This is a genomic window from Haematobacter missouriensis (genome assembly GCF_000740775.1).
Taxonomy (GTDB): domain Bacteria; phylum Pseudomonadota; class Alphaproteobacteria; order Rhodobacterales; family Rhodobacteraceae; genus Haematobacter; species Haematobacter missouriensis.
This window is the reverse complement of sequence record NZ_JFGS01000030.1, coordinates 14,560-37,548: the sequence shown is the minus strand read 5'-3', so window position 1 is coordinate 37,548 and position 22,989 is coordinate 14,560. Positions and strand designations below refer to the sequence as shown.

21 protein-coding genes are annotated in these 22,989 nt (G+C 64.7%); 3 read left to right on the top strand and 18 right to left on the bottom strand.

Features of this window, described 5'->3' with window-relative positions; translation table 11 throughout:
- Positions 1–27 precede the first annotated feature (27 nt).
- The 3 genes from aliB to CG51_RS15160 are packed head-to-tail and all read right to left on the bottom strand — an operon-like array spanning position 28 to position 2,824.
- A complete protein-coding gene (gene aliB, locus CG51_RS15170; protein WP_035746396.1) occupies positions 28–1,188 on the bottom strand; it encodes a cyclohexanecarboxyl-CoA dehydrogenase in 1,161 nt (386 codons plus the stop codon).
- A gap of 52 nt (positions 1,189–1,240) precedes the next feature.
- Positions 1,241–2,023, bottom strand: a complete 783-nt coding sequence (gene badI / locus CG51_RS15165) for a 2-ketocyclohexanecarboxyl-CoA hydrolase (protein WP_035746418.1) — start codon at positions 2,021–2,023, stop codon at positions 1,241–1,243.
- A 30-nt stretch (positions 2,024–2,053) separates the two neighbouring features.
- Positions 2,054–2,824 (bottom strand): SDR family NAD(P)-dependent oxidoreductase, encoded by a 771-nt coding sequence (locus CG51_RS15160; protein WP_035746395.1) that lies wholly within the window; start codon positions 2,822–2,824, stop codon positions 2,054–2,056.
- Between the two features lie 188 nt (positions 2,825–3,012).
- Here CG51_RS15160 and CG51_RS15155 point away from each other — a divergent pair, with 188 nt between their 5' ends.
- Positions 3,013–3,522 (top strand): MarR family winged helix-turn-helix transcriptional regulator, encoded by a 510-nt coding sequence (locus tag CG51_RS15155; RefSeq protein WP_035746394.1) that lies wholly within the window; start codon positions 3,013–3,015, stop codon positions 3,520–3,522.
- A 122-nt stretch (positions 3,523–3,644) separates the two neighbouring features.
- Positions 3,645–4,799: an autotransporter outer membrane beta-barrel domain-containing protein gene (locus CG51_RS15150; protein WP_035746392.1), complete on the top strand. Its 1,155-nt coding sequence runs from the start codon at positions 3,645–3,647 to the stop codon at positions 4,797–4,799.
- On the opposite strand, the gene modC is transcribed toward CG51_RS15150, so the two are convergent.
- The 14 genes from modC to CG51_RS15080 all read right to left on the bottom strand — a co-directional run bounded on the left by modC (position 4,796) and on the right by CG51_RS15080 (position 20,539).
- The gene (modC, locus tag CG51_RS15145) at positions 4,796–5,875 is read right to left on the bottom strand and encodes a molybdenum ABC transporter ATP-binding protein (protein ID WP_035746391.1); all 1,080 of its coding nucleotides are present in this window, start codon (positions 5,873–5,875) and stop codon (positions 4,796–4,798) included. The genes CG51_RS15150 and modC overlap by 4 nt on opposite strands.
- Positions 5,872–6,549, bottom strand: coding sequence for a molybdate ABC transporter permease subunit (gene modB / locus CG51_RS15140; RefSeq protein ID WP_035746390.1), 678 nt, complete (start codon positions 6,547–6,549; stop codon positions 5,872–5,874). The genes modC and modB overlap by 4 nt, the downstream gene beginning before the upstream one ends.
- On the bottom strand, positions 6,549–7,307 hold the full coding sequence (gene modA / locus CG51_RS15135) for a molybdate ABC transporter substrate-binding protein (protein WP_035746389.1): 759 nt from the start codon (positions 7,305–7,307) through the stop codon (positions 6,549–6,551). The genes modB and modA overlap by 1 nt, the downstream gene beginning before the upstream one ends.
- A gap of 7 nt (positions 7,308–7,314) precedes the next feature.
- A complete protein-coding gene (locus CG51_RS15130; RefSeq protein WP_035746387.1) occupies positions 7,315–8,127 on the bottom strand; it encodes a TOBE domain-containing protein in 813 nt (270 codons plus the stop codon).
- 86 nt (positions 8,128–8,213) lie between these two features.
- Positions 8,214–9,542, bottom strand: a complete 1,329-nt coding sequence (locus tag CG51_RS15125) for an MFS transporter (RefSeq protein WP_051930689.1) — start codon at positions 9,540–9,542, stop codon at positions 8,214–8,216.
- Positions 9,543–9,602: 60 nt separating this feature from the next.
- Positions 9,603–11,384: an N-acetylglutaminylglutamine synthetase gene (gene ngg / locus CG51_RS15120; protein ID WP_233141334.1), complete on the bottom strand. Its 1,782-nt coding sequence runs from the start codon at positions 11,382–11,384 to the stop codon at positions 9,603–9,605.
- Complete coding sequence (locus CG51_RS15115) at positions 11,381–13,156, bottom strand: N-acetylglutaminylglutamine amidotransferase (protein ID WP_035746386.1); 1,776 nt, start codon at positions 13,154–13,156, stop codon at positions 11,381–11,383. Before CG51_RS15115 ends, ngg begins: the two co-directional genes overlap by 4 nt.
- A gap of 137 nt (positions 13,157–13,293) precedes the next feature.
- Positions 13,294–14,448 (bottom strand): osmoprotectant NAGGN system M42 family peptidase, encoded by a 1,155-nt coding sequence (locus CG51_RS15110; RefSeq protein WP_035746415.1) that lies wholly within the window; start codon positions 14,446–14,448, stop codon positions 13,294–13,296.
- Positions 14,449–14,907: 459 nt separating this feature from the next.
- On the bottom strand, positions 14,908–15,687 hold the full coding sequence (locus tag CG51_RS15105) for a DUF1684 domain-containing protein (RefSeq protein WP_035746385.1): 780 nt from the start codon (positions 15,685–15,687) through the stop codon (positions 14,908–14,910).
- Positions 15,677–16,441, bottom strand: a complete 765-nt coding sequence (locus CG51_RS15100; protein WP_035746384.1) for an ABC transporter ATP-binding protein — start codon at positions 16,439–16,441, stop codon at positions 15,677–15,679. The genes CG51_RS15105 and CG51_RS15100 overlap by 11 nt, the downstream gene beginning before the upstream one ends.
- On the bottom strand, positions 16,438–17,244 hold the full coding sequence (locus tag CG51_RS15095; RefSeq protein ID WP_035746383.1) for an ATP-binding cassette domain-containing protein: 807 nt from the start codon (positions 17,242–17,244) through the stop codon (positions 16,438–16,440). The genes CG51_RS15100 and CG51_RS15095 overlap by 4 nt, the downstream gene beginning before the upstream one ends.
- Complete coding sequence (locus CG51_RS15090; protein WP_233141337.1) at positions 17,241–18,044, bottom strand: ABC transporter permease; 804 nt, start codon at positions 18,042–18,044, stop codon at positions 17,241–17,243. The genes CG51_RS15095 and CG51_RS15090 overlap by 4 nt, the downstream gene beginning before the upstream one ends.
- 5 nt (positions 18,045–18,049) lie before the next feature.
- Positions 18,050–19,009: an ABC transporter permease gene (locus CG51_RS15085; RefSeq protein ID WP_035746381.1), complete on the bottom strand. Its 960-nt coding sequence runs from the start codon at positions 19,007–19,009 to the stop codon at positions 18,050–18,052.
- Between the two features lie 18 nt (positions 19,010–19,027).
- A complete protein-coding gene (locus CG51_RS15080; RefSeq protein WP_051930687.1) occupies positions 19,028–20,539 on the bottom strand; it encodes an ABC transporter substrate-binding protein in 1,512 nt (503 codons plus the stop codon).
- A gap of 315 nt (positions 20,540–20,854) precedes the next feature.
- Between CG51_RS15080 and CG51_RS15075 the strand changes: the two genes are divergently transcribed.
- The gene (locus CG51_RS15075) at positions 20,855–21,976 is read left to right on the top strand and encodes a hypothetical protein (RefSeq protein ID WP_051930685.1); all 1,122 of its coding nucleotides are present in this window, start codon (positions 20,855–20,857) and stop codon (positions 21,974–21,976) included.
- A 75-nt stretch (positions 21,977–22,051) separates the two neighbouring features.
- Here the strand turns inward: CG51_RS15075 and CG51_RS15070 are convergent, their stop codons facing one another.
- Positions 22,052–22,987: a vWA domain-containing protein gene (locus tag CG51_RS15070; protein ID WP_035746380.1), complete on the bottom strand. Its 936-nt coding sequence runs from the start codon at positions 22,985–22,987 to the stop codon at positions 22,052–22,054.
- Between the last annotated feature and the right edge of the window lie 2 nt (positions 22,988–22,989).

Genomic DNA, 22,989 nt, shown 5'->3' with positions numbered 1-22,989 from the left:
GTTTCCTCCCCCCTCCTTTCGGTCCGGTCAAGCGCCGACGGCGGCGCGTCCCGCCCGCTCCCGGGCGATGATATTCTTCATGATATGCGCGGTGCCGTCCCCGATCTGCAGGCCGAGCACATCGCGGAGCCGCTGCTCGAACGGCAATTCGTTCGAATAGGCCGCATGGCCATGGATCAGCAGACAAGCATGGATCGCCTCATAAGCCAGAAGCGGCGGCCACCACTTCGCCATCGCGGCTTCCGCCACATGGGGACGGCCCGTATCCTTCAGCCACAGCGCGTTCAGGCATAGAAGCCGCGCCGCCTCCACCTTCGTGTCGAAATCGGCAAGCTGATGGGTCACCCCCTGAAACGCCGCAAGCGGTTTGCCGAACGCCTTCCGCTCGCCGATGTAGGCCCATGCTTCATCCAGCGATTGCCGCGCGGTGCCAAGACATTGCAGCCCGATCAGCGAACGGGAGAAGTCGAAGCCCTGCATGACCTGCACAAAGCCTTGTCCCTCATTACCCAGAAGGTGATCCGTCGGCACCCTCACATTGTCGAAGAAAATGGACCCGCGTCCAATGGCGTGCTGACCGACATCGGTGAACCGTGTAGTGGAAATACCGGGCGTGTCCATCGGCACGAAGACGGCGGAAACCCCCCGCGCTCTGTCTTCGGGGCTGCCCGTCCGCGCGAACACAACCGTTCCTGCCGCCTGATCGGCCGCAGAGATGGAGGTCTTCTCGCCATTCAGAACATAGTGGTTGCCCGACCGCTCCATCTTCAGACCGAGGTTCGCCGCGTCCGATCCGCCCCGCGGCTCGGTCAGCGCGATGGCCAGCATGATCTCGCCTGCCGTGAGCCGCGGAAGCCAGTCGCGGCGGATTTCCGGGTTCGCAAAGTTCGCGAGGATCTGACCGTTCAGGGAAGCGAGGACGTTGATATAGCCAAAATTGAAATCGGCGCGCGCGATCTCTTCGATGATCACGCCGGAATAGATACTCCCCGCTCCCAGGCCGCCCACCTCTTCCGGCAGTTCCGGCGCGATAAGGCCGAGGCTGCCCATCTCCCGCACCAGCTCCGGGCCGAAGCTGCCCGACTTCTCCCGCGCACGATAGCCGGGGGCCAGCTTTTCACCCGCGAACTTGCGCGCGAGATCGCGGAGCGCACTGAGCTCATCTGTGTCGAAAATCGTCGGTTGCACCCTGTCCTCCCAAACCGGTGCGGGTGGCGCTCCGGCCACCCGGAATCCATGCCTATTTCGCGTGCTTGCGGAAATCCGGCTTGCGCTTTTCGCGGAACGCGACCCCGCCTTCCTTGCTTTCGTCGGTATCGTAGTAAAGCGACAGCGCCCGCATCCCGAGAGCCGAGATACCCCGGATATTCTCGCTGTCGGCATTGAACGATACCTTCGCCAGCGCCAGCGCTGTCGGGGAACGCTCCATCAGTTCGGCGACCCAGCGGTCCACTTCCGCATCCAGCTCCTCATGCGGAACAACAGCGTTCACCAGCCCCATGGCCAGCGCCTCCTGGGCAGTGTAGCGCTTGTTGAGATACCAGATCTCGCGCGCCTTTTTCTCGCCCACCACGCGGGCGAGATAGGCGGTCCCGAACCCCGGATCGACCGAGCCGACCTTGGGGCCGACCTGCCCGAACTGGGCCTTCTCAGACGCGATGGTCAGATCACATATCGTGGCCAGCACGTTGCCGCCGCCAATCGCAAATCCGTTGACCCGCGCGATCACCGGCTTCGGCACGTCACGGATCAGCGACTGGAATTCGTCGATCGGCAGGCCGATGACGCCGCGCCCGTCGTATTGCCCGTCATGGGCTGACTGATCCCCCCCGGTGCAGAAGGCCTTGTCGCCCGCGCCGGTCAAGACGATCACCCCGACGGACCGGTTCCAGCCTGCTGTCTGGAAGGCGTGGATGAGCTCATCCACCGTCTGTCCACGGAAGGCGTTGTACTTGTCGGGCCGGTTGATCGTGATCCAGGCGGCACCGCCGCGAATGTCATACAGGATGTCTTCGTAGGTCATCGTCTCCCCCTCATACGCCATGATTTCCCCTCAACCATGCATCGTCAGACCGCCGGAGACCGAAATCACCTGACCGGTGATGAAGCCCGCGTCGTCGCTCGCGAAGAACAGGATGGCGCCCGGAAGGTCGTCGGGCTGGCCCAGGCGCCCCATCGGCACCGCTTTGGCAAAGGCGCCACGCAGCTTCTCCTTGTCGCCGGCTGCCTCCATGAACTGCTCCAGCATCGCCGTTTCGGTCACGCCAGGACAGACGGTATTGAAGGTGATCCCGTGCCGCGCATGCTCCCGTGCCAGCGTTTTCGACAGCGCGATCACCCCGGCCTTGCACGCGGAATAGACCGACTCGCCCGAAGAGCCTCCCCGGCCGGCATCGGAGCCGATGGACACCACCCGCCCCGCCACGCCGCGCGCAACCATTGAGGCGAGGACCGGCTTGGTGATGTTCAGTACCGCCCGAAGGTTGATGTCTATGATCTTGCTCCAGAAATCCGGTTCCTGCTTCAGGAACGGCACGAACAGATCCCAGCCCGCGTTGTTCACGAGGATGTCGATAGGGCCGAACTCCGCCTCAACCCGCGACACTGCGGCGCCCGTCGCCTGATAATCAGTCAGATCGACGATCATCGCCGTGGCCTCACCGCCCTCTGCCCGGATTTCATCCACCACGCGGTTCGCAGCAGCTTCGCCGATATCGGCCACGACCACGCGCGCGCCCTCCCCCGCAAAGCGCCGGCAGGTCGCGGAACCGATACCTCCGCCCCCACCCGTTATGACAACTACTTTACCTTTCAGGCCGCGCATCTTCGCCTCCTCGATTTCTTTCCGGCAGCAGGTTTTCCATAACAAAAGCGATTTTAAGCGCCTTTTCTCTCGAATCCCGTGCCGCCTCCCTGAAGACAGGAAACACGTCTCCATAATATATGTCAATATATTTACGTTCATGCTTCATCACGGCTTGACGGAAGCCCCCCGAAGGAACATGTTGCCTTATGGCAAAGGACAGTGATCAGTTCAGGGATATGTCGCTCGGCTTGAGCAACCGGCTGTTCTTCCGCCTGTATCAATGCGCCAACATGTTGCACAAAACGGGCACGCGGGCGCTGGAAGATCACGGCATCACCACCCAGCAATGGGCTGTGCTCGGTGCCCTGACACGGACAGGGTTCTCAGAGGGTGTGGCGGTAGGCGATCTTGCCGCTTTCCTGATGGTCAGCAGGCAGAATCTGGCAGGCGTTCTCTCCAGGTTGGAGGCGCTGGATTATGTGGAACGTGCGATCCACGCCCGCGATAATCGCTCCCGGCTGATTCGGCTTACGACCAAGGGGCGGAGCCTCTGGGATGAAAACATGCGCCCCGTGATCGCCGACTACTATGAGCAGGCTCTTGCCGACTTCTCCACCTCCGACAAGATTCACATGATCCATTATCTGGACAAGATGCTCGGCAATTTCAGTGCGATAGACCCTGATATGGGGCCGCGGGACGCAAAAGACGGGTGATGCAAACGCGTCGCAATATGCGACGCAGGCCAGAGATTGTTAATTTTGCTCTCCCACTCGCGGGATTTCACCCCAGACTGCCTGCAAGAGTGCTGAACCACCTTCAGAAGCCGGGGGTCTCAATGATCCGTGCCGTATTTACAACCGCCCTGCCGTTCGCTGGCCTGCTTCTTGCAGGCGGCATAGCTGTCGCCGAGCCACTGGGAGACGATGTGAACGGCGCACTCCTCCGCCCGAACCAGGCAGCGGTGGCGCGTGCGATCGGCGGCATGGACCCGGAGAGCGCGCTCCCCGCCGCATTGGCGGAACTGAACTCTTCTGGCACCCGTCTCGCTTATTCCTCGCTCGCGGGGGAGGGTATCGCGAGCGCCCGGACCATGCTCCTCGATGACAGCGCCTTTCTTTCACGCGGCATACTTCGACGTGGTTCGGGAGCGGTGGAGACTTCGGCCTTCGGCGACACCGGGCTTTTCTGGCTGGACGGGGAATCGCGCAGGTTGCACGGTTCGGGTGACGGTAATTTCGCCACTTCGGGCTTCCGTTCCAGCGGCATCCGGCTGGGTGCGGACAGTGACTGGGATGGTCTTCGGGCGGGCGTTGCAATTGGTTATAACGATGGAAGCTTCAACAGCCGCGACCGTCACACCTCCGCCACCGCTGACGGCCTGCACGCCGGGGTTTATGCGCTGGGGGAGCGAGGCGGATGGAACCTGAGCGGTGGCTGGACGTATGCGCGCTACGATCTGGATGACGACCGTGCCGTGCCGATGGAGGAAACGATGCGCGTTCGTGGCAGTTCATCCGCCAGCGCCCATCGGCTCTTTGCCGAAGCGACCCGCCCTGTTCAGCTCGAGGTAGTGGAATTGGAGCCGGTGTTGGGCATTACGCAGACATTTTTCCACGCGGACCGCTTTCGTGAGCGCGGTGCTGTCGCTGCCCTCGGCGTGGATGATGCAGATGCATCGCTGACCACGCTCCGGCTTGGCGCGCGCGGCATATGGAATGTCGATATCGGCCCCTATCCGGTAACCGCGCGGCTCGGGGCCGGCTGGGAGGGCAACATGGGTGACCGGTCCACGCCTCTCACCGCTGCCTTCGCAGGCAGTACTGCGTTCCGCGCGCGGGGCATCGAGCTGCCCGAAAATCTTCTCGATATCGAAGCTTCGGTCAGCATTGCCGCGCTCAGAAACGGAACTGTCCAGATGGGATACGGCGGTCGATTCGGCGATGATTTCGAGGATCACCGTGGTCGTGTCACCGTCGAAATTCGCTTCTAGCGGGGCGCGAAGGCAAGCCCTTTGACTTGCGCGAAGACCTTGGCACCGGTCGCCAGGTGGAGATCATCCCACGATTTTCTGGTCACCCGCGAAAGAAGTCGCGCGCCTTCTCCCCGCGCTCCCAGCGCCAGCACTACGACCATTGCCGCGCCCTCCGCTTCCGCCGCGACAATGCGCGCGGGCAGAATGTTGAGGATGGAACTTCCCTCCGGCTGCCGTGTGGAAAGACTGACATCGGCCGCCGAGATACGCAGCCGGACCGTGCCCGCGCCGTCCCCGGGTGCCACCAGTTCCCCGCCATCAACGGCGATACGGATCAGCCCATAGGCGGCGTCCTGCCCGATCACCCGCCCGGCAAGCGTCACGCCCGCCTCCGGCATCCGCAGCAGAGGCAATGAGGGATCGGCCTCCAGCTCCACAAGCGGGCCGGATGCGCGCACCCTACCCTCCCCCAGCAACACCATGTGGGAGGCGAGACGCTCAACCTCGGCGATATCATGGCTGACATAGAGGATCGGAATGTCCAGCCGGTCGCGCAGGCTTTCCAGATAGGGCAGGATCTCCGCCTTCGCCGCCCGGTCCAACGCTGCTAACGGTTCGTCCATCAACAGCAATCGCGGTTGCGACAGAAGGGCGCGCCCGATGGCCACCCGCTGCCGCTCTCCCCCCGAAAGGGCGGAGGGCCCACGGTTGAGCAGGGTCGCGAGCCCGAGCAGAGAGACGGCTTCGTCAAGGCGTATCTCCTCCCGCGCGCCGCCTGCCAGCGCCCGCCGGCGCCCGTAGTCAAGGTTGGCCCGCACATCGAGATGCGGAAAAAGGCTCGCCTCCTGAAAGACATAGCCGATGGGCCTGCGGTGCACGGGCAGAAACGTCCTGCCGTCCTGCCAGACATCATCCCCCAATGCAAAGCGCCCGTCTAGCCGGTTCAATCCTGCGATCGCGCGCAGCACAGATGTCTTGCCTGAGCCGGACGGGCCGAAAAGCGCGGTGATGCCGGTGAGAGGCGCCTCGAACGAAGCATCCAGCGCGAAAGCGCCCAGGCGCCCCTTGAACACGGCCTGCATCCTGTCGCTCATCGTCCGGCCCGTGCCATCCGGCGTTCCAAAAGAAACATGGCGAGAATGACGACGAAGGAGAACGCCAGCATTCCGCCCGCGAGCAAGTGCGCCTCCCGCCAGCGCAACGTTTCCACGAAATCGTAGATCGCGACGGAGAGCACTTTGGTCGTGCCGGGAATGTTGCCGCCGATCATCAGCACCACGCCGAATTCCCCTATCGTATGTGCAAAACCCAGCACCGCACCGGTCATGAGACCCGGTCGCGCCAGAGGCAGCGCAACACTCAGGAAGGCGGCGAGCGGCGAGGCACGGAGCGTCGCGGCCACTTCCATGGGCCGTTCGCCCATCGCCTCAAACGCATTGCGGATCGGCTGGACGACAAAGGGCATGGAATAGAGAACCGAACCGATCACCAACCCGGGAAAGGTGAAAGCCAGCGTCCGCCCGCCCCACAGGCCCGCAATCCACCCGCCCGGACCGGAAGGTCCGAGCGCGATCAGGAGGTAAAATCCCAGCACCGTCGGCGGCAGCACGAGCGGCAGCGCCACCACGGTGGCGACCGCCTCCTTCCACCGCGCGCGCGACCGCGCCAGCCACCAGGCGAGCGGAGTGCCGATGAACAGCAGGATGACCGTGGTGATCGTCGCCAGCTCAAGCGTCAGCCGGATGGGCTGCCAGAGTTCGGGCGACATCAGTTGGCCGATACGCCGTCCTTGGCCAGGGCATAGCCGAACCGCTCGATCACCGCCGTCGCCTCCGGCCCCTTCAGGAAGTCGAGAAAGGCGCGGGCGGCCTCATTGGACTCGCCGGTCTTCAGCAGCACCGCGTCCTGTAGGATCGGCTCATGATCCCCCGCCGGCACGATCCAGCGTGATCCCTCCTCCTTCGCGATCACCTGCGAAAGCGCCACGAAGCCCAGTTCCGCATTGGCGGTTTCCACGAATTGCAGCGTCTGCCCGATGCTCGTTCCCTGAACGATCTTCGGGCGGAGCATCTCCTCCACGCCAAGCGCGGTCATCGTCTGAACCGCGGCGAGACCATAGGGCGCCGTGGCGGGATCGGCGATGGCGATCTTGTGGAACGCATCCGATTTCAGAACCTCCGGCCCGGTGACGAGGGCCGGATCCTTGCTCCACAGCACGAGTTGCCCGATGGCATAGGTGAACACCGTCCCGGACACGCCGTATCCGTCCTGCACCGCTTTCTCCGGCCGGATGTTGTCAGCGGCGAGGAAAACCTCAAAGGGCGCGCCTTGCGTGATCTGAGTGTAGAACTGCCCGGTCGCGCCGAAACTCAGCACCGCCTTGTGGCCGGTCTGCTGCTCGAACAGCTTGGCGATCTCCGTCGCGGGTTCGGTGAAGTTGGCGGCGACCGCGACATTTGTCTGCCCAGCGAAGGCAGGCAGCGCCGGAAGCACGGCAACGACGGCAGCAAAGATCGTGTGTTTCATGTTGGTTTCAATCTGTTGCGAGGATGATCTGTGACGGCTCGAAACGCGCCATAACCGTCGTTCCGGGCGCAAGGCCAAGTGTGAGGAACCGGGAGACAGGCGCGACGGCAACCAGTCGCGCGCCGATGTCCGGCCCGTCGGGAGGGCCAATATCCAGCGTGACCTCCCCCTTGGCATCGGCGCCGCGACCTTCCTCCATCTCAACGTTGACAACCCGGCCCAGCAAGCGGTTGCTACCGCTTTCCCCCGGTGAAAGCAGATGGACGAGAGGCGCCTTGATGAGGGTGAGAGCGCGGCGACCCGGAAACAACCCAAGCTCAAGAAGGCTCGCGCGTGTGATCGCCGCCTCCACCACTTGCCCTCCGGCGATACGAAGACGGACAAGCGCATTGAGAGGCCCATCCTCCACGTCGATCACCACACCCGGCAAGGCGTTGCGGGCGCTGGTGCGGAAGAACCCGCCGTGCACGTGCCCCTTCTCCAGAACCGGGCTTGCGGGGTCGCTGAACAAACGCCGGACTGCATCTGCGGTTTCCGCTTCCAGCCGGCGGAACGCCTCCACGAACCCGATCCCTTCCGGGGTGAGGGAGGCACCACCCCCCTCCGCGCCCCCGCGCTGCGACGCGACCAATGGCCGTCCCGCCAGCGTGTTGAGAGCTGACACCCTGCTCCAGGCAGCCTTGTAGCTCAGCCCGATGGAACGGGCGGCGGCGGAGATGCTGCCTTCCCGCCCGATCGCCTCCAGCAACCGGACATGTTCGATCCCTGCGGGAGCGAGATGAGGTACGGCAAGCGAGACAGCGGAGGTGATGGCAGTCAAGGAAGGCTCCAAGGCGATATGTCTTCAGCTTACATATTGCCTGCGCCGCCGGTCAACAGCCCATTTCAGCTCACCATGACAGCACGTTAGCTTTCGGACTGCTCCTTCTGCGAAGGCTCAGGTTCCCGTGCTGCCTCCTCCGCGTCCGTCTCCGCCAGAGCTGCCTCTGCGGCAACACCGTCCGGCAGCGCGTCACTGTCAGGCGCATGAGCGAACTGCTGGCCCACCCGTTCGGTAAGGATGACGAAGGGCCGCTCCCGCCGCTCCGCAGGCGCAACATTGCGCACGCGCCAGAGGGTGAAGGCGATGAACAGCACCGCCGCCGTCGCCATATAGGCAAAGACGAATGTGATCCCGCCGATCCCCCGCAACCATGCGCCCAGCAGCGGCCCGACGAACGATGCCGTTCCGTTGATGAGGATGAGCTGCCCGCTCACCGATACCACCTTGTCGGGATCGACCCGGTCATTCGCGTGAGAGACGGAAACCGGATAGATCGTCGCCATGAAGCCACCGAACAGGAACGTGAGCACCAGCCGCGGCCAGCCCCCCGGCGGGACCAGGATCATGCCCAGACACAGGATCGCCAGCACCCCCGCCAGCACTGCAGCCACGATCCTCCTGTCGAACCGGTCGGATACGGCGCCCACGGGGATCTGAAAGGCCAGACCTCCAAAGATCGCCGTTGCCATCAGCCGCGACACCTGTTCCGTCGTCGCTCCCGCGGCCTGCGCCTCGGCAGGCATCAGACTGAAGAACGACGCGCTGATGAGGCCCGATACCGCGCAGCCCACGAAAGCCACGGGGGCCACGTGCTGCAACTCTCGCAGGCTCAGCCGTGGACCGGGTGTCAGCGTGGGCGGAATGCGACGTGTCAGGCTCACCGGAAGGAGAGCGATGCAGAACAGGGCTGCGGCGAGCGAGAACAGCTCGTACCCCCCCGGCGCGGGCAGGGTCAGAACGAACTGTCCCAGTCCGAATGTCGCATAGGTCGCCACCATGTAGATGGCAAAGATCGTCCCGCGGTTCTGTTGAGTCGTGGAGGCGTTGAGCCAGCTTTCCGCCGTCACGAACAGTCCCGCACAGCCAATGCCGGTAAGGAGTCGGATGGCGATCCACGCCTCTGGCGACGTGAATACCGGCTGGAGCGAAACCGAAGCCGCGACCAGCCCCGCAAGAGCGGCGAACATGCGGATATGGCCTACCCGCTGCAACACGCCGCTGACGGTGGCTGCGCCGATGGTATAGCCGCCATAATAGGCCGCGAGCACCAGACCGGCCATCAGCGGCGCGAACCCCTCGCTCGCCGTTCGCATGGAAACGAGCGTACCGAGATAGCCATTGGCGAGCTGGACGATACTGATGCCTATGATCGTCGCGCCGACCGTCACAAGGATACGGTTGAAGGATCCCAAGGGCGATCTCCGTCTGAGGGTCGTGATTGACAGCAAGATGGCGGAAGCGGTCAGCCCAAGCTAGCGCGCGCCGCGGGTCGCGGGAAAGAGCAGATCCATGAACCGTTCCGCGGTGGGTCGTGGTTCGTGATTGGCAAGCCCGGGCCTTTCGTTGGCTTCGATGAAGATATATTCGGGTACGGTCGGATCGCTCACCATCAGATCGATACCTACGACAGGAATACCGATGGCCCGCGCCGCCCTGAGGCCCGCATCCACCAACTCCGGATGCACATCCGCAGTGACATCATGAATGGTGCCGCCTGTGTGCAGGTTCGCGGCCTTGCGAACCGTGATCTCCTCCCCTTCACCCGGCACGCTGTCCAGGTCGAGGCCCTGTCCCTCCAGACAACGGCGCGTCTCGGCGTCTATCGGTATCCGGCTCTCCCCGCCCGTGGCGGCCGACCGGCGGCGGGATTGCGCCTCGATCAATCGGCGGAGCGGCGTGCGCCCATCCCCCGTTACCCGCGGTGGACGGCGAAGCGCCGCTGCCACAAGCGCGCCATCGATGATGACGAGCCGCAGATCCTCTCCCTCGTGGAACGCCTCAAGAAGCACCCGCTCCGATACGCTCCGCGCTGCACGGATGGCGGCTTTCAGATCCTTAATCGTCGAAATGCCGATTGAAATGCCGCGCCCCTGCTCCCCGCGAGCCGGTTTCACCACCAGCTTTCCATGGGTGACAAGGAATTGCTCCAGCGCCTCTTCCTCCGCATCGGCGTCGATCTGCTCGGGTACGATGACACCGGCAGCGCTGACCACCCGGCGCGTCACGGACTTGTCGTCGCAAATCGACATGGCGACCGCAGACGTGAGGTCCGTCAGGCTTTCGCGGCAGCGGATGGACCGGCCGCCGTGGGTGAGATGGAAGAACCCGCCTTCAGCATCCGTGACATCCACCCGGATGCCACGCCGCATCGCCTCATCCACGATGAGCCTCGCATAGGGGTTCAGCGCTGCATACTCCGCCGGAGGTTGCGCGAAGAAGCGTTCGTTGATCGCATTCTTGAGCTTCACTGAAAAGAAAGGCACTCTGCGAAAACCGAGTTTTCGATAAAGTCCGATCGCGCCTTCATTGTCGTGCAGCACCGAAAGGTCGATATAGCTTAGCCCGCGGGCCTGGAAATGCTCGGCCAGCGTGCGAACAAGCCGCTCCCCGATCCCGGGTTGCCGCGCCTGAGGATGAACCGCAAGGCACCAGAGCGAAGCCCCCCGCTCCGGGTCAGCAAAGAGACGTTCGTGATCTATGCCCGTCACCGTGCCCACGATCCGGCCCGTCTCCTCCTCCTGCGCGACGAAATGCGTGACGGAGCGGTTGTTGCGTTCCCCTTCCAGATAATCCTGCCGAATCTGCACCATTCCCGCGGCGGCGTAGACGGCATTCACGCCCTCGGCATCTGCCTCCGCGGTCATCCTGCGGATCGCGATGCCCTTGGGCTTTCGCCCGCCGGAGCGATAGGTGGACAGTTCCAACCGATAGGTATGCGACGGATCGAGAAACACTTCCTGTGGCGCGAGCGACAGGAGCACATGCGGATCGCGAATGTGAAAAGCGATGTCCCGTGCGCCGGCTGCCTCCTTGCGCAGCTCGTCCAGCAGGGCCGTGTGGCTGGGGAATGTGGCGCCGAACAGCAGCCGCCCCCAGCCGCAGTCCAGCACCGCGCTTTCCCCCGGCACCGCATCCCGGCGCAGGCGGTCACGTTGCTCGTCTATCGTCGCCGGTGTGCGCAGGCGGGTCAGCCGGTGCGAGACGGCGCGCGTCCCCTTGCCGCGGGGACGAAGCCCCGACCGCTCCATCGTCATACGCCCTGCTCCTGAAGCCACAGTTCCAGAAGGCCCGCCTGCCAAAGCTCCGAGCCGCGAAGCGGCGTGATATGCTCCGACGGCGCATCGAACAGCGTCTCGAGATAGGCCGGCTGGAAGATGCCCCGCTCCCGCGCCGCTTGCGAATTCAGCGTGTCCTTCAGCATGTCGAGATAGGGGCCGTCGATGTATTTCAGTTGCGGGACAGGGAAGTAACCCTTCTTGCGGTCGATCACCTCGCTGGGAATGATCCGGCGCGCGACATCCTTCAGGATGCCCTTGCCGCCCTCCCGGAGCTTCTCTTCCACCGGAATACGCGCGGCCAGTTCCACCAGTTCATGGTCAAGGAACGGCACCCGCGCCTCCAACCCCCAGGCCATGGTCATGTTGTCCACCCGCTTCACCGGGTCATCGACGAGCATCACGTTGCTGTCGAGCCGCAGCGCCGCATCCACCGGCGTATCCGCACCGGAGCGCAGGAGTTCACCGGCGAGAAACTCGCCAGCCACATCCCGGTCCGCCATCCAGCGCGACTGGATCTGCCGGGCCAGCACGTCATGGGCCCGGTCGCGGAAACCCTTCGCATAATCGCGCACGACATCATTCGATTCCACCAGCGGAGGATACCAGTGATAGCCGCCGAAAACCTCGTCCGCGCCCTGGCCCGACTGCACTACCTTGATATGCTTGGAAACCTCCTTGGACAGCAGGTAGAAGCCCACATTGTCGTATGACACCATCGGCTCCGACATGGCGGCGATCGTACCCGGCAGGGCCGACATCAACTCGCCGGAGGGGACGAAGATCTTGCGGTGATCGGTCCCGAAATGCTGCGCGATGAGATCGGAATAGACGAACTCGTCGCCCTTCTCGCCATTCGCCTCCTCGAACCCCACGGAAAAGCTCATCAGCCCGGTCTGACCCGCTTCCGCCAGCAGGCCGACGATCAGGCTGGAGTCGACTCCGCCGGACAGAAGCACGCCCACCGGCACGTCAGAGACCATGCGCCGCTTGACGGCAAGGCGGAGCGCGGCCAGCAGTTCCTCCTGCCAGTCTTCGCGGGTCATGCCGCCATCCTCGGCACGCCGCTCATAGGCCGGATCCCAGTAGCGCCGGTCGGCGAAGGTGCCGTCGCGCTCATAAATCCGGATCGTCGCGGGCGGCAGCTTCCCGATCCCGGCGAGTATGGTACGCGGGGCGGGCACCACCGCATGGAAGCTCATGTAGAACTGCAACGCCACCCGGTCGATCGACGTATCCACGTCACCGGCGCGAAGCAGCGCGGGCAGCGCCGAGGCAAAGCGAACCTGCTTCCCGCGCTCCGAAAGATAGAGCGGCTTGATCCCGAACCGGTCGCGCGCCATCACCACCCGGCCCGTGTCGCGCTCGTGGATGACGAAGGCGAACATGCCGTGGAACCGCTCCACGCAACGCTCACCCCAGGCGTGCCAAGCCTTCAGGATGACTTCCGTGTCGCCATCGGAGAAAAAGCGATATCCCTTGCCTTCCAGTTCGGCGCGCAGTTCACGGAAGTTGTAGATGCAGCCATTGAACACGATGGTGAGGCCAAGGTCCGCATCGATCATCGGTTGCTGCGACTTGTCGGACAGATCCAGAATGCGCAGCCGCCGATGTCCCAGCCCGACATTGCCCCGCACCACGACCCCCGCCCCATCCGGTCCGCGCGGCGCGAGAGCGTCCGCCATCATCGAAACCGCCGTGACCGAGGGCTGTGCGCCGTCGAACCGAATTTCTCCGCAAATACCACACATGAACTGGGCCTAGGCCTCCTTTGTCGTTACGCCAAAAGGTGCCAGCGCCCGCAAAACAAGGCCGCAGGCGCGGCACTTTCATAAGGTGAACCGATGTATCTCCGATTGGTTCCATAAGAAAATCGGATGGATCGCCCTCAGGCCTGATCTTTGCTGCTCTGCGCCTGCTCCGCTTCAGGGAGATCCTGGTGGGTGAACCCTTCCAGACCGGGCGTCACCTCCTCCGCATCCCGCTCTATCAGCACCTCGCTTGCGGCATAGATCACCAGAAGCCGGGACAGCGAAACGAGCGCATTGAGGTGGATCCGCTCATAGCCATGCGACGCATCCACCCCGAAGGTAAGGAGAGCGGTCCGAACGTCGTGTCCGGCCTCCACAGCAGAGGCCGCATCCGACCGATAGTAGCGGAACACGTCCTTTTGAACCCGGACGCCGTGATCGAGGCAGAGCGCATGGAGCTTGCGGCTCAGGTGATAATCGAAGGGGCCGGTCTGGTCCGCCATCGCCAGCGTCACACCGAACTCGGAGGAATTCTGCCCCGGCGCCGTCGTGCCGTTGTCCACCGCGACCAGCGACGCGATCTCCGGTGTCAGCACGGCAGAGGCGCCGACACCCACTTCCTCTCCGATAGTGAAGAGCCAGTAGCTGTCCACCGGCGTTTCCACCCGCTCCCGCTGCATCGCCTCCAGCGCGGCCAGCATGACGGCCACGCCCGCCTTGTCGTCCAGATGGCGAGAGACGATGTAGCCATTTTCGAGGAATTCCGGCTGCGGATCGATGGCGACGATGTCACCGATATCTATGCCCAGCCCAGCAAGATCATGGGCATTGCGGGAGAGCGCATCCACCCGCAGCTCGACATGCGGCCAGCCGGAGGGCTGGCTGTCCACCTCCTCGTTGAACGTGTGGCCAGAGGCCTTCAGCGGCAGAATGGTGCCGCGATACACACCCCGGTCCGACATGATGGAGGCCCGCGCGCCCTCCGCGAAACGCGCGGACCAGTGTCCGATGGGCACGAGTTCCAGCCGCCCGTTCGCCTTCAGCGCCTTGACCTGCGCGCCGAGCGTATCGACATGCGACACGATACTCCGCGCGGGACGCCGCGCCGCGCCGCGCCGTCGCGCCCGGATTGCACCGCGCCGTGTAAGAACCACATGGAGGCCGAGCCGCTCCAACTCCTCGGCGACGTGACGCACGGCCTCATCCGTGAAACCGGTGGGGCTCGGTATGGCAAGAAGGCTGGCAAGCTGCCGGGTGAGATAATCGGGGTCGATCGGGATAGTGGTCTGCATGAGGCCAACAGATGCCGCAGGCCCGGCACGGGTCAACCCCCGCAGCGCCGGGGCAGATGCCTGGCCCGGGCGGCGGGGAGTGCGGCGCAGACTTTCCCTGCCCGGTTGCCGGAATAGACTTTTCAGGTCCGCGCGGGAGGGAAAATTGTCCGCAATCCGGGAGATCCGGCAGGAATTCAGGCATTTCCGGTGAGTCCGGGGCTGATGTGCCGACTTCCAGAGCAGGGACATGACAGCTCAGAGCTTTTCAGCAGGCCGCCCCGTCATCGGAAGGCGCGAAGCCATCAACCTCCGTGCCCCTCCCGGCAATCAAAAACGACGGGGCCAACAGCAATCCGGTGCGGTCATCATTCCGGCGCGGACCAGCGCGGTGTGTTGCCCTCAAGGCATACACGGTCGCCGGATTCCTGTGCCTGCCGCCAAACTTTCCTGCTCGGCCGAAGTCGGCATCACCCTCGCTCAGTGCGGCTTCTTTTCTCCCGCCCTGACCGGAAACGGCAGCACATTCTGCGCCGGAGGCAGCGGGCAGACGGCGAAGTCGGTGAAGGCACAGGGCGGGTTGAACGCCTTGTTGAAGTCGAGGATCACGCTGTCGCCCCGCACGTCACCGATCAGGAACCGCGCCGCGCCATAGGTTTCCGGCCCCGAGGTGCGGTCGCGGATCACGAACATCGGCTTGCCGCCCTTCCAATGTGTCGGCAGCAGCAGCACCTCCGCGCCGTCATGAGAGAACCGCGCCTCATGTGTGATGCTGACCGAGGTGGGAATACCCTTCACCGTGTCGATCCCCAGACGCTCCGGCGCGGCAAGCGCCTTCCACTCCGCCTCCACACGCCACGCGGGATCCAGCGGGAAGCTCTCGATACCCGCAAATTCCATTCGCGAGGGCGCGTCGATCTGACGGACCCGCAGGGCGTGCTGCCCCTCGATCTCCGTCACCTCGAGCAGCAGGCCGCCGGTCTCAAGCCGGGGCGGGTTGTCCCCAGCGGCAACGAAAGCGCGCGCACCCGTGCCGTCATCAAAGGTCGCCGTCCCGTCCGCGCCAAGCGCCAGAACTCCGAGCCGCGACGGCCCGACGGAGAGAGGCACGTCGCTTTCCGGCCCGCTACCCACCTGATAGGTGCCCGGCGCGATCTCCACCCGGTCGGTCAGGTTCAGCCAGCCATCCGGCGCTGTCAGCGCGGCAAGACGCTGGCTGCGCCATGCATCGATCTCGGCACGATAGGCATCATCGGTCATCGGTCGTTCCTTCCGGCAGACGCGGCAGGCTCGCGAGCAGCCGCTGGGTATAGGGATGGCGGGGGGCGTCAAGGATGGCGCGCGTCTCGCCCGCCTCGACCACCCGCCCGCGTTCGAGCACCAGCATATGCTGACAAAGCGCCGCGACGATGGCGATATCGTGCGAGACGAGAACCATGGTGGTTTCCCGCGACAGATCGCGCAGCAGATCGACGATCCGCACGCGGGTGGAAAGATCGAGCGCACTCACCGGCTCATCGGCCAGCAGAACCTTGGGCCGCGCGATCAGCGCCCGGGCGATGGCGATACGCTGGCGTTGGCCACCGGAGAAGGCGCGCGGGAACCGCTCCAGGCTGTCGGGGGGCAGGCCGACGGCGGCCAGCACACGCAAAGCCTCCTCCCGCGCATTGACGGGAAGGGAAAGCCCCTGCACCGGCTCGGACAATATCCGCGCCACCCGCATACGGGGATCCAGCGAGGTGTAGGGATCCTGGAAAACCGGCTGCACCATCCGGCGATGCGCCCGCATCCGCGCGGCGGAGCGGGTGTCGAGCAGGCTACCCTCCGCCTCCACCACACCCGCATCCGGCGCGATCAGCCCCAGCATCACCCGCATGAGCGTGGTCTTGCCCGATCCGCTCTCTCCCAGAATGCCGAGGTTCTCCCCCTGCCGCAGGTCGAGAGAGACATCCTCCAGCACGGGCGCACCCGCATGATAGGCATGGCTCACATGGCGGAGCGACAGAAGCGTCATGTCCGCCCCTCCAGCGCCGCCTCTAGCCGCCGGGCAGCAGCGATCAGTCCACGGGTATAAGGATGGGACGGTCGGGTGAAAACCTGATCGACTGAGCCTTCCTCCACCGCCCGCCCCTTTTCCATAACGACGATCCGGTCGGTGATGCGTGCGACCACGGGAAGGTCGTGGCTGATGAACAGGAGCGCCAGCCCCTCCTCCCGTGCCAGCCGGTCGATCAGGTCCAGCACTTCCGCCTGCGTCGTCACGTCGAGCGCGGTCGTCGGCTCATCCGCGATGAGGAGCTGCGGCCGGCAGGCCAGCGCCATCGCGATTGCCACCCGCTGGCGCTGTCCGCCCGACACCTCATGCGGCCAGGCGGCGAGGATGCGCTCCGGCTCGGCAATGGAGACACGCGCCAGCGCGGCGAGCTGCTCCGACCGAAGCGCTCTGCGGTCGAGCGTTATCCCAGAGCGGCGCGCCTGGCGGCGCAGTGGCAGCGCGAGCTGATCGCCAAGCCGCATCAGCGGGTCGAGCGCCGAACGCGGATCCTGAAACACCACCGCCGCTACCCGCCCGCGAAGATCGTTCAGCACGCGCTCCGGCTGCCCCACGACCTCCTGCCCGCCAAGCCGGATGGACCCGCCGGCCCGGAGCCCGGGTGGCAGCAGGCCCATGACGGACATGGCGGTCAGCGACTTGCCCGAGCCGCTCTCTCCCACCAGTCCAAGCCGTTCTCCCGGCGCAATCGAGAACGTGATGCCGTGAACCAGTTGCCGCCCGGCCGTTCCCACCGTCAACCCTTCGATCTCCACAAGGGTCATTCGCCATCCTCCCGTTCCGGGTCGAACAGATCGCGCAGTCCATCGGCCAGGAAGTTGATCCCGAGCACCAGCGTCAGCAGGGCCACCCCTGGCACGATCACTCCTATGGGAGCCGTGAATACCGTGGACTGCGCCTGTTGCAGAAGCTGACCCCAGGATGCATTCGGCGGCGGTGCCCCCAGCCCCAGATAGGAAAGCGAGGCTTCGGCGATCACCGCCAGCCCGAACTGCAAGGCCAGCGCCACCATGAGCGTGGGCAGGATGTTCGGCAACACATGGGCCAGCACGATGCGCGGCCAGCCTGCGCCGGAGCAGCGTGCGGCAGTGATGTAATCCTGCGTCAGCACCCGTTTCGTCAGGATGCGCACCAGGCGCGCCACGATGGCGGACAGCGCGATGCCGATGGCGATGATCGCCGTCGAAAGGCTCGCCCCCTCACTCGCGGCGACGATCAGCATGGCCAGCAGCAGTGTCGGAAAGGCGATGAGGATGTCAAATGTCGCGGCCAGCCCGTCATCCGCCGCACCCTGCGCAAAAGCTGCAAGGATACCCAGCACCGTGCCGATCAGGCCACCAATCAGCACCGCGCCGGCCCCCACCGTCAGCGCGATGCGCGAGCCGATCATCACCTGCGTGAAATAGTCGCGCCCGAGCCGGTCCGTCCCCGCCCAATGCGCCCAGGAGGGGGGAGAAAGCCTGCCCCCCACCATCGCGGTCGGATCATAGGGCGTCCAGACGAGCGTCAGCAGCGCCACCGCGACATGCAGCCCGACGAGCAGACATCCGATCAGCAGTACCACCCGCCTCAACGCCGTGCTCCCGTGTCGCGCAGCCGCGGATCGACAAGGCGTTGCAGGATGTCGGCGGCAAAGCCGATCAGCAGCACAAGGAGCGTGGAGACGAACAATACCCCCTGCACGCTGGGATAATCGCGCTGCTCGATGCCGAGCAGCAGCATGGACCCGAGCCCCGGCAGGGCAAATACCCGCTCAACCACCACCGCGCCGAGCAGGGTGGAGGCAAGCTCGATCCCGAGGATGGAGATGACGGGAAGGGAAGCGTTGCGGATACCGTGCCGTATCATCGCTTCCGGCAGGCTTTGCCCCAGCGCACGCGCATTACGCATATAGTCCGATCCCAGCACATCCAGCGTGGCAGAGCGCACGTAGCGGATCAGGGAGGCGCTCATCACCACCGCGATGGTCACGACGGGCAGAAGGAGCGCCCGCATCGCGGCCAGCGGATCAGCCCAGCCACGCACGGGAAAGCCGCTGGCCGGAAGCAGGCGCCACTTCACCGCCACAATCCAGACCAGAAGGATACCGATCCAGAACACCGGCACAGCCAGCCCGAACTGCGACACGGCGGAGATCAGGGCGCCGTACCAGCGGTCCCCGCGCATGGCGGCCACGATGCCAAGCGGCACAGCCAGCACCAGCGCCAGAACAAAGGCCGCAAAGGTCAGTGGAAGCGTCACGGCCAGGCGCGCCCGGATTTCGGGCAGAACCTCCGCCCCACTCACAAAGGACCGGCCCAGGTCAAAGCGCGCCATGTCCGACAGAAAACGTCCAAGCTGCACCACCAGCGGCTGATCGCTTCCCACCTCCGCCTGCGCGGCCGCGATCTGCTCCGCATCCGCGCCGACCGAGAGGAGCGCCGCCGCAGGATCCCCCGGAAGCAGGCGCAGCAGCACGAACAGGACCAGCCCGGCCACCAGCAGCGACGCGAACAGGATCAACGTCCGGCGAAGGAGATAGCGTGCCATGCCGCCTGCCCCGTTAGGTCACTCCGCCTTCTCGACCCCGCGGAGGAAGAACTGCGCGTTCAGCCCGTTCACCGGATAGCCCGTTGTGCGGGTGTTGGAGACGACGATCTGCGGATAGAGGAAAAGCCAGTTGGAGGCTGCATCCGCCACAATTATCTCGTTGGCCTGCCGGAGCTTCTCCGCCTGCCCGGCTTCCGTGTCGCTCGCCTCGGCTTCCGCGATCAGGCGTGTGACCTCGGGATTGTCATAACCCCAGTAGAAGTTCGGATTGCCGTAGAACACGATGTCGCGGTGGTTCACATGCTCCTGCAAGGTCGCCTGAAAGTCATGCGCCTGATAGACCTTGGTGTACCATTCGTTCGCCGTGATGAGGTGGATGTTCACCGTCACCCCGATCTTCGCCAGTTCCGCCTTCAGGAACTCCGCGGTGATCGGGTGGGGGTCGTAGTTCGGCGTCTCCAGCGTGAAGGTGAATCCGTCCGCCAATCCGGCCTCTCCCAGAAGGGTTTTCGCGCTTTCCGGGTCGTAGGGGTCCACGCCGGTGAGATCCTCGTACCACGCATCCGTCGGCGGCACGAAGGAGCCGATGACCATTCCCCGGTCTCCCCAGATCGCTTCCAGAAGCCGCTTCTTGTCCACCGCGCGGGCCAGTGCCTTCCTCACCTTCACGTTGTCGAAGGGTGCCACGCGGTCGTTGTAGGCCATGATCTGCTTGGTGGTGGAGCGTCCCTCCGAGATGGTGAAGGCCGACGGATCGGCGAACAGCGCCAGTGCATCCGGGCTTTGAACGGAGGTGATGATGTCCACCGCATCCGTCAGCAGCGCGTTGTTGAGCGCCGAGGCATCGGTGAAATAGCTGAACGTCGCACCCGCGTTCTTCGGCGCGTTGCCCCAGTAGCCGTCGAAGGCCTCCAGCGACAGCGCCGTGCCCCGCCGCCAGCCTGCCAGCCGGTAGGGGCCGGTGCCGTCCTCCTTCTGGGTGATGTCGCCCGCCGCATCGTTGACCACCCAGACATAGCTGAGGTTGTAAGGCAGAGAAATCGACTTCGACTTCAGCCGCACCACGACCGTCTGGTCATCCGGAGCCTCCACGCTGTCGATGGTGGCGAGGCTCGACTTGCGGGAGCTGCGGGAGCCTTCGGCCTTCACCCGCTCGATGGAATATTTCACATCCGCCGCAGTCATCAGATCGCCGGAATGGAAATGCACCCCTTCCCGCAACGTGAAGGTATGGGTCAGGCCGTCGTCGCTCACCTCATGGCCGGACGCCAGAACCGCCTCCACCGAGCCGTCATCCGCCAGCCGGTAGAGCGCCTCATAGACATTGTCGTTGAATGCCTCGCTGATCCCCTGTCCCGCCCCCGCGGTATTGTCGAGGTTCTGCGGCTCATAGAGCGACCCCACCCGGATGACCGCCGCAGAATCGCCCGCAGCCAGCAACGCTCCGGGCGCGGTCCCGGTCAGAAGCGCAGCCACCAGTGCCGCGGTGATCCGGGGGAGGGCGGCAGGAAAGGGCAGCGTCTCGGTCATTGTCTGGTTCCTCGAATGATCTTGTCGCGAGCGGTAATATAGTTCTCTCAGCGCTGTCGACCCCCTCCGCATTTCCCTTACGCCCGGCGCTGCTTTCCGGCAAAGACCCGCGAAAGAGCGCGGCAGAAATGTCTCATGCCACAACGTATATGAATTCGACTAATTTCTGCGGAACATCCCGTTGGCAGCCAAGTTCTACCGCAGCGGTACGTGAGGCGTACCAGAAATTACGGAGGCGGTCATGAATTCCATTGTCTATCTTGTCGGTTTGGTGGTCATCGTGTTGTTCATCCTTTCCTTCCTGGGGCTGCGCTGATGGCCGCCCCGGTGGAACAGGTCCGTGTGACGGACACCCGCGATCCCGGTCGGAGCTACGTGGACTGGGCTGCGATCTTTGCGGGGACTGTTGTCGCAGGCGGTGCAACCGTCGTGATGACCACATTCGCGGCGGGCCTTGGGCTCGGCTCCATCTCCGTCGATGACGGCGATGGTGGCGGGATCAGCCTGTGGTGGCTGGTTGTCACCGCTCTCTTCACCGTGATCGCGATGGTGGCGATCTACATGCTCGGCGGTTATATCGCCGGTCGTATGCGGCGGCGGGTCGATGGCGCCGTGCGTGATGAAGTAACCGCGCGCGACGGCATCCACGGTCTTGCGGTATGGGGCCTCGGAATGCTGGTCGGGGGCATGCTCGCGGCCGGCGCGATTTCCGGCGGCGCAAAGGCCGTGGGCAGCGCGGCCAGCACCGTGACGGAAGCGGCGGGGACTGCGGTCGGCGGTCTTGCCCAAGGCGCGGGTCAACTCGCTGGCGGTGTCGTTTCCGGCGCGGGTCAAGCGGTCGGCGGTCTTGTGCAGGGGGCCGGCGAAGCTGTAGCTCCGGCGCTGCAGGACATGCTCCCGGAGGGTCTGCAATCCAACCCGGTTGACTACATCACGGATACGCTGCTCCGTCCTGGCCAGCAGCAACCGGGCATGCCCGGCATGCCTGGAGCAACCGACGATCCCGAAGCCATGCAGCGTCAGATCGGACGTATCCTCGTGAACCTCGTTGAAACCGGCGAGATTTCGGATCAGGATCGCGCGTTCCTGCGTCAGCAGGTTGCTTCGCGCACAGGTCTGTCGGAACAGGAAGTCGAAGCGCGCGTCGATCAGGCTGTCGATCGTGCCAACGAGATTCGCGCTCAGGCCGAGCAACGCCTTCAGGAAGCGCAGCAACAGGCCGAGCAACTCCGCGCCGAGGCAGAGCAACGCTTCGAGGAAGCGAAGCAACAGGCGGCCGAGGCAGCCGAGAAGGCTCGTAAAGCCACCATCCTCACGGCTTTCCTGCTTGCCGCGGCCTCTCTCGTTGCCGGTGCCGCTGCCTATATCGGTGCCGTGCATGGCGGTCGTCACCGGGACGAAGGGCGCATCTGGGGCGGTCTGTCCTACAACCGCTGACGGGACGAACGAACCCATGACCAAAGGGACCGGCGCGATCAGCGCCGGTCCTCTGCATTCTGCCCCCCGCTTTTGTCATCGCCGCCCTAACAGTCCGGTCAGATACGACGCGATCAGACAGATCACTGCCAGAGCCGCGGGAACGACGGCGACCGATACCGGGCGCACCTCCTCCCTTGCGTGGGTCGATGCCAGGATTTCCTCTGTCAGTCGCTGCGGACCATCGGTGAGCGCCGCATAGCCCAGGCCCATAATCCTCGCGCGGTCCTGGAGATAATCGGCCCGTAGGCCGGAAAGATGCTCCTCCCCCGTCAGATCGGCCTCGCCATAGGGATTGTTGCGCGGGTGATAGCCCGGGCGTTCCGCTGCATCGGGGGGCGGTTCCCCAATGCGCGCTGGCGCCTGCTGAACGTCTTCCGGGCGGTAGAACCCGATCTCCCGCCCGTCGCGGTCAAAGCGCGGTATGGGAACGGGCGTCGTCCTTCCCGCCCCGACGATCACTCCGCCGACCCGCCCCGGTTCTGCCCGGAAGGGCGGAGGGCCCGCATAGGGCAACGGTGGCGCTTCCTGCCCGTCGGTCACGAAAACGAGATCCGCGCCAAGCGCTTCGGCGCGGTCACGCGCATGTAGCAGACCACGAGCGATCATGCTGTCGCCCTCCCACGCCATCCGCCAGTCCAGCGCATGTATGGACCCGGTCAGGGCAGCGTAGTTCGCGCAGATCTCCACCGGTTCCATAAAGGTGAGCGTCCGCCGCTCGGTGAACACCGCAAGTCCTGCGCGGGAGCCGCACGGTAGCCGGGCGAGCACCTCCGGCAGAATTCGCTTCACCGCGTCGAGCCTGCTCTGCCCGTCCATGTCGCGGGCGTTCATGCTGCGGGTGATGTCCACCGTCAGCAGCAGATCCCGCAAGGCGACCTGCCGTGACACCCTTGGATCGGCCAACGCCACGCCGGTCAGAAGCAAGGCCAGCGCCAGCAACCCCGAGGCCACGCGCCTGTCCCTGCGCATGG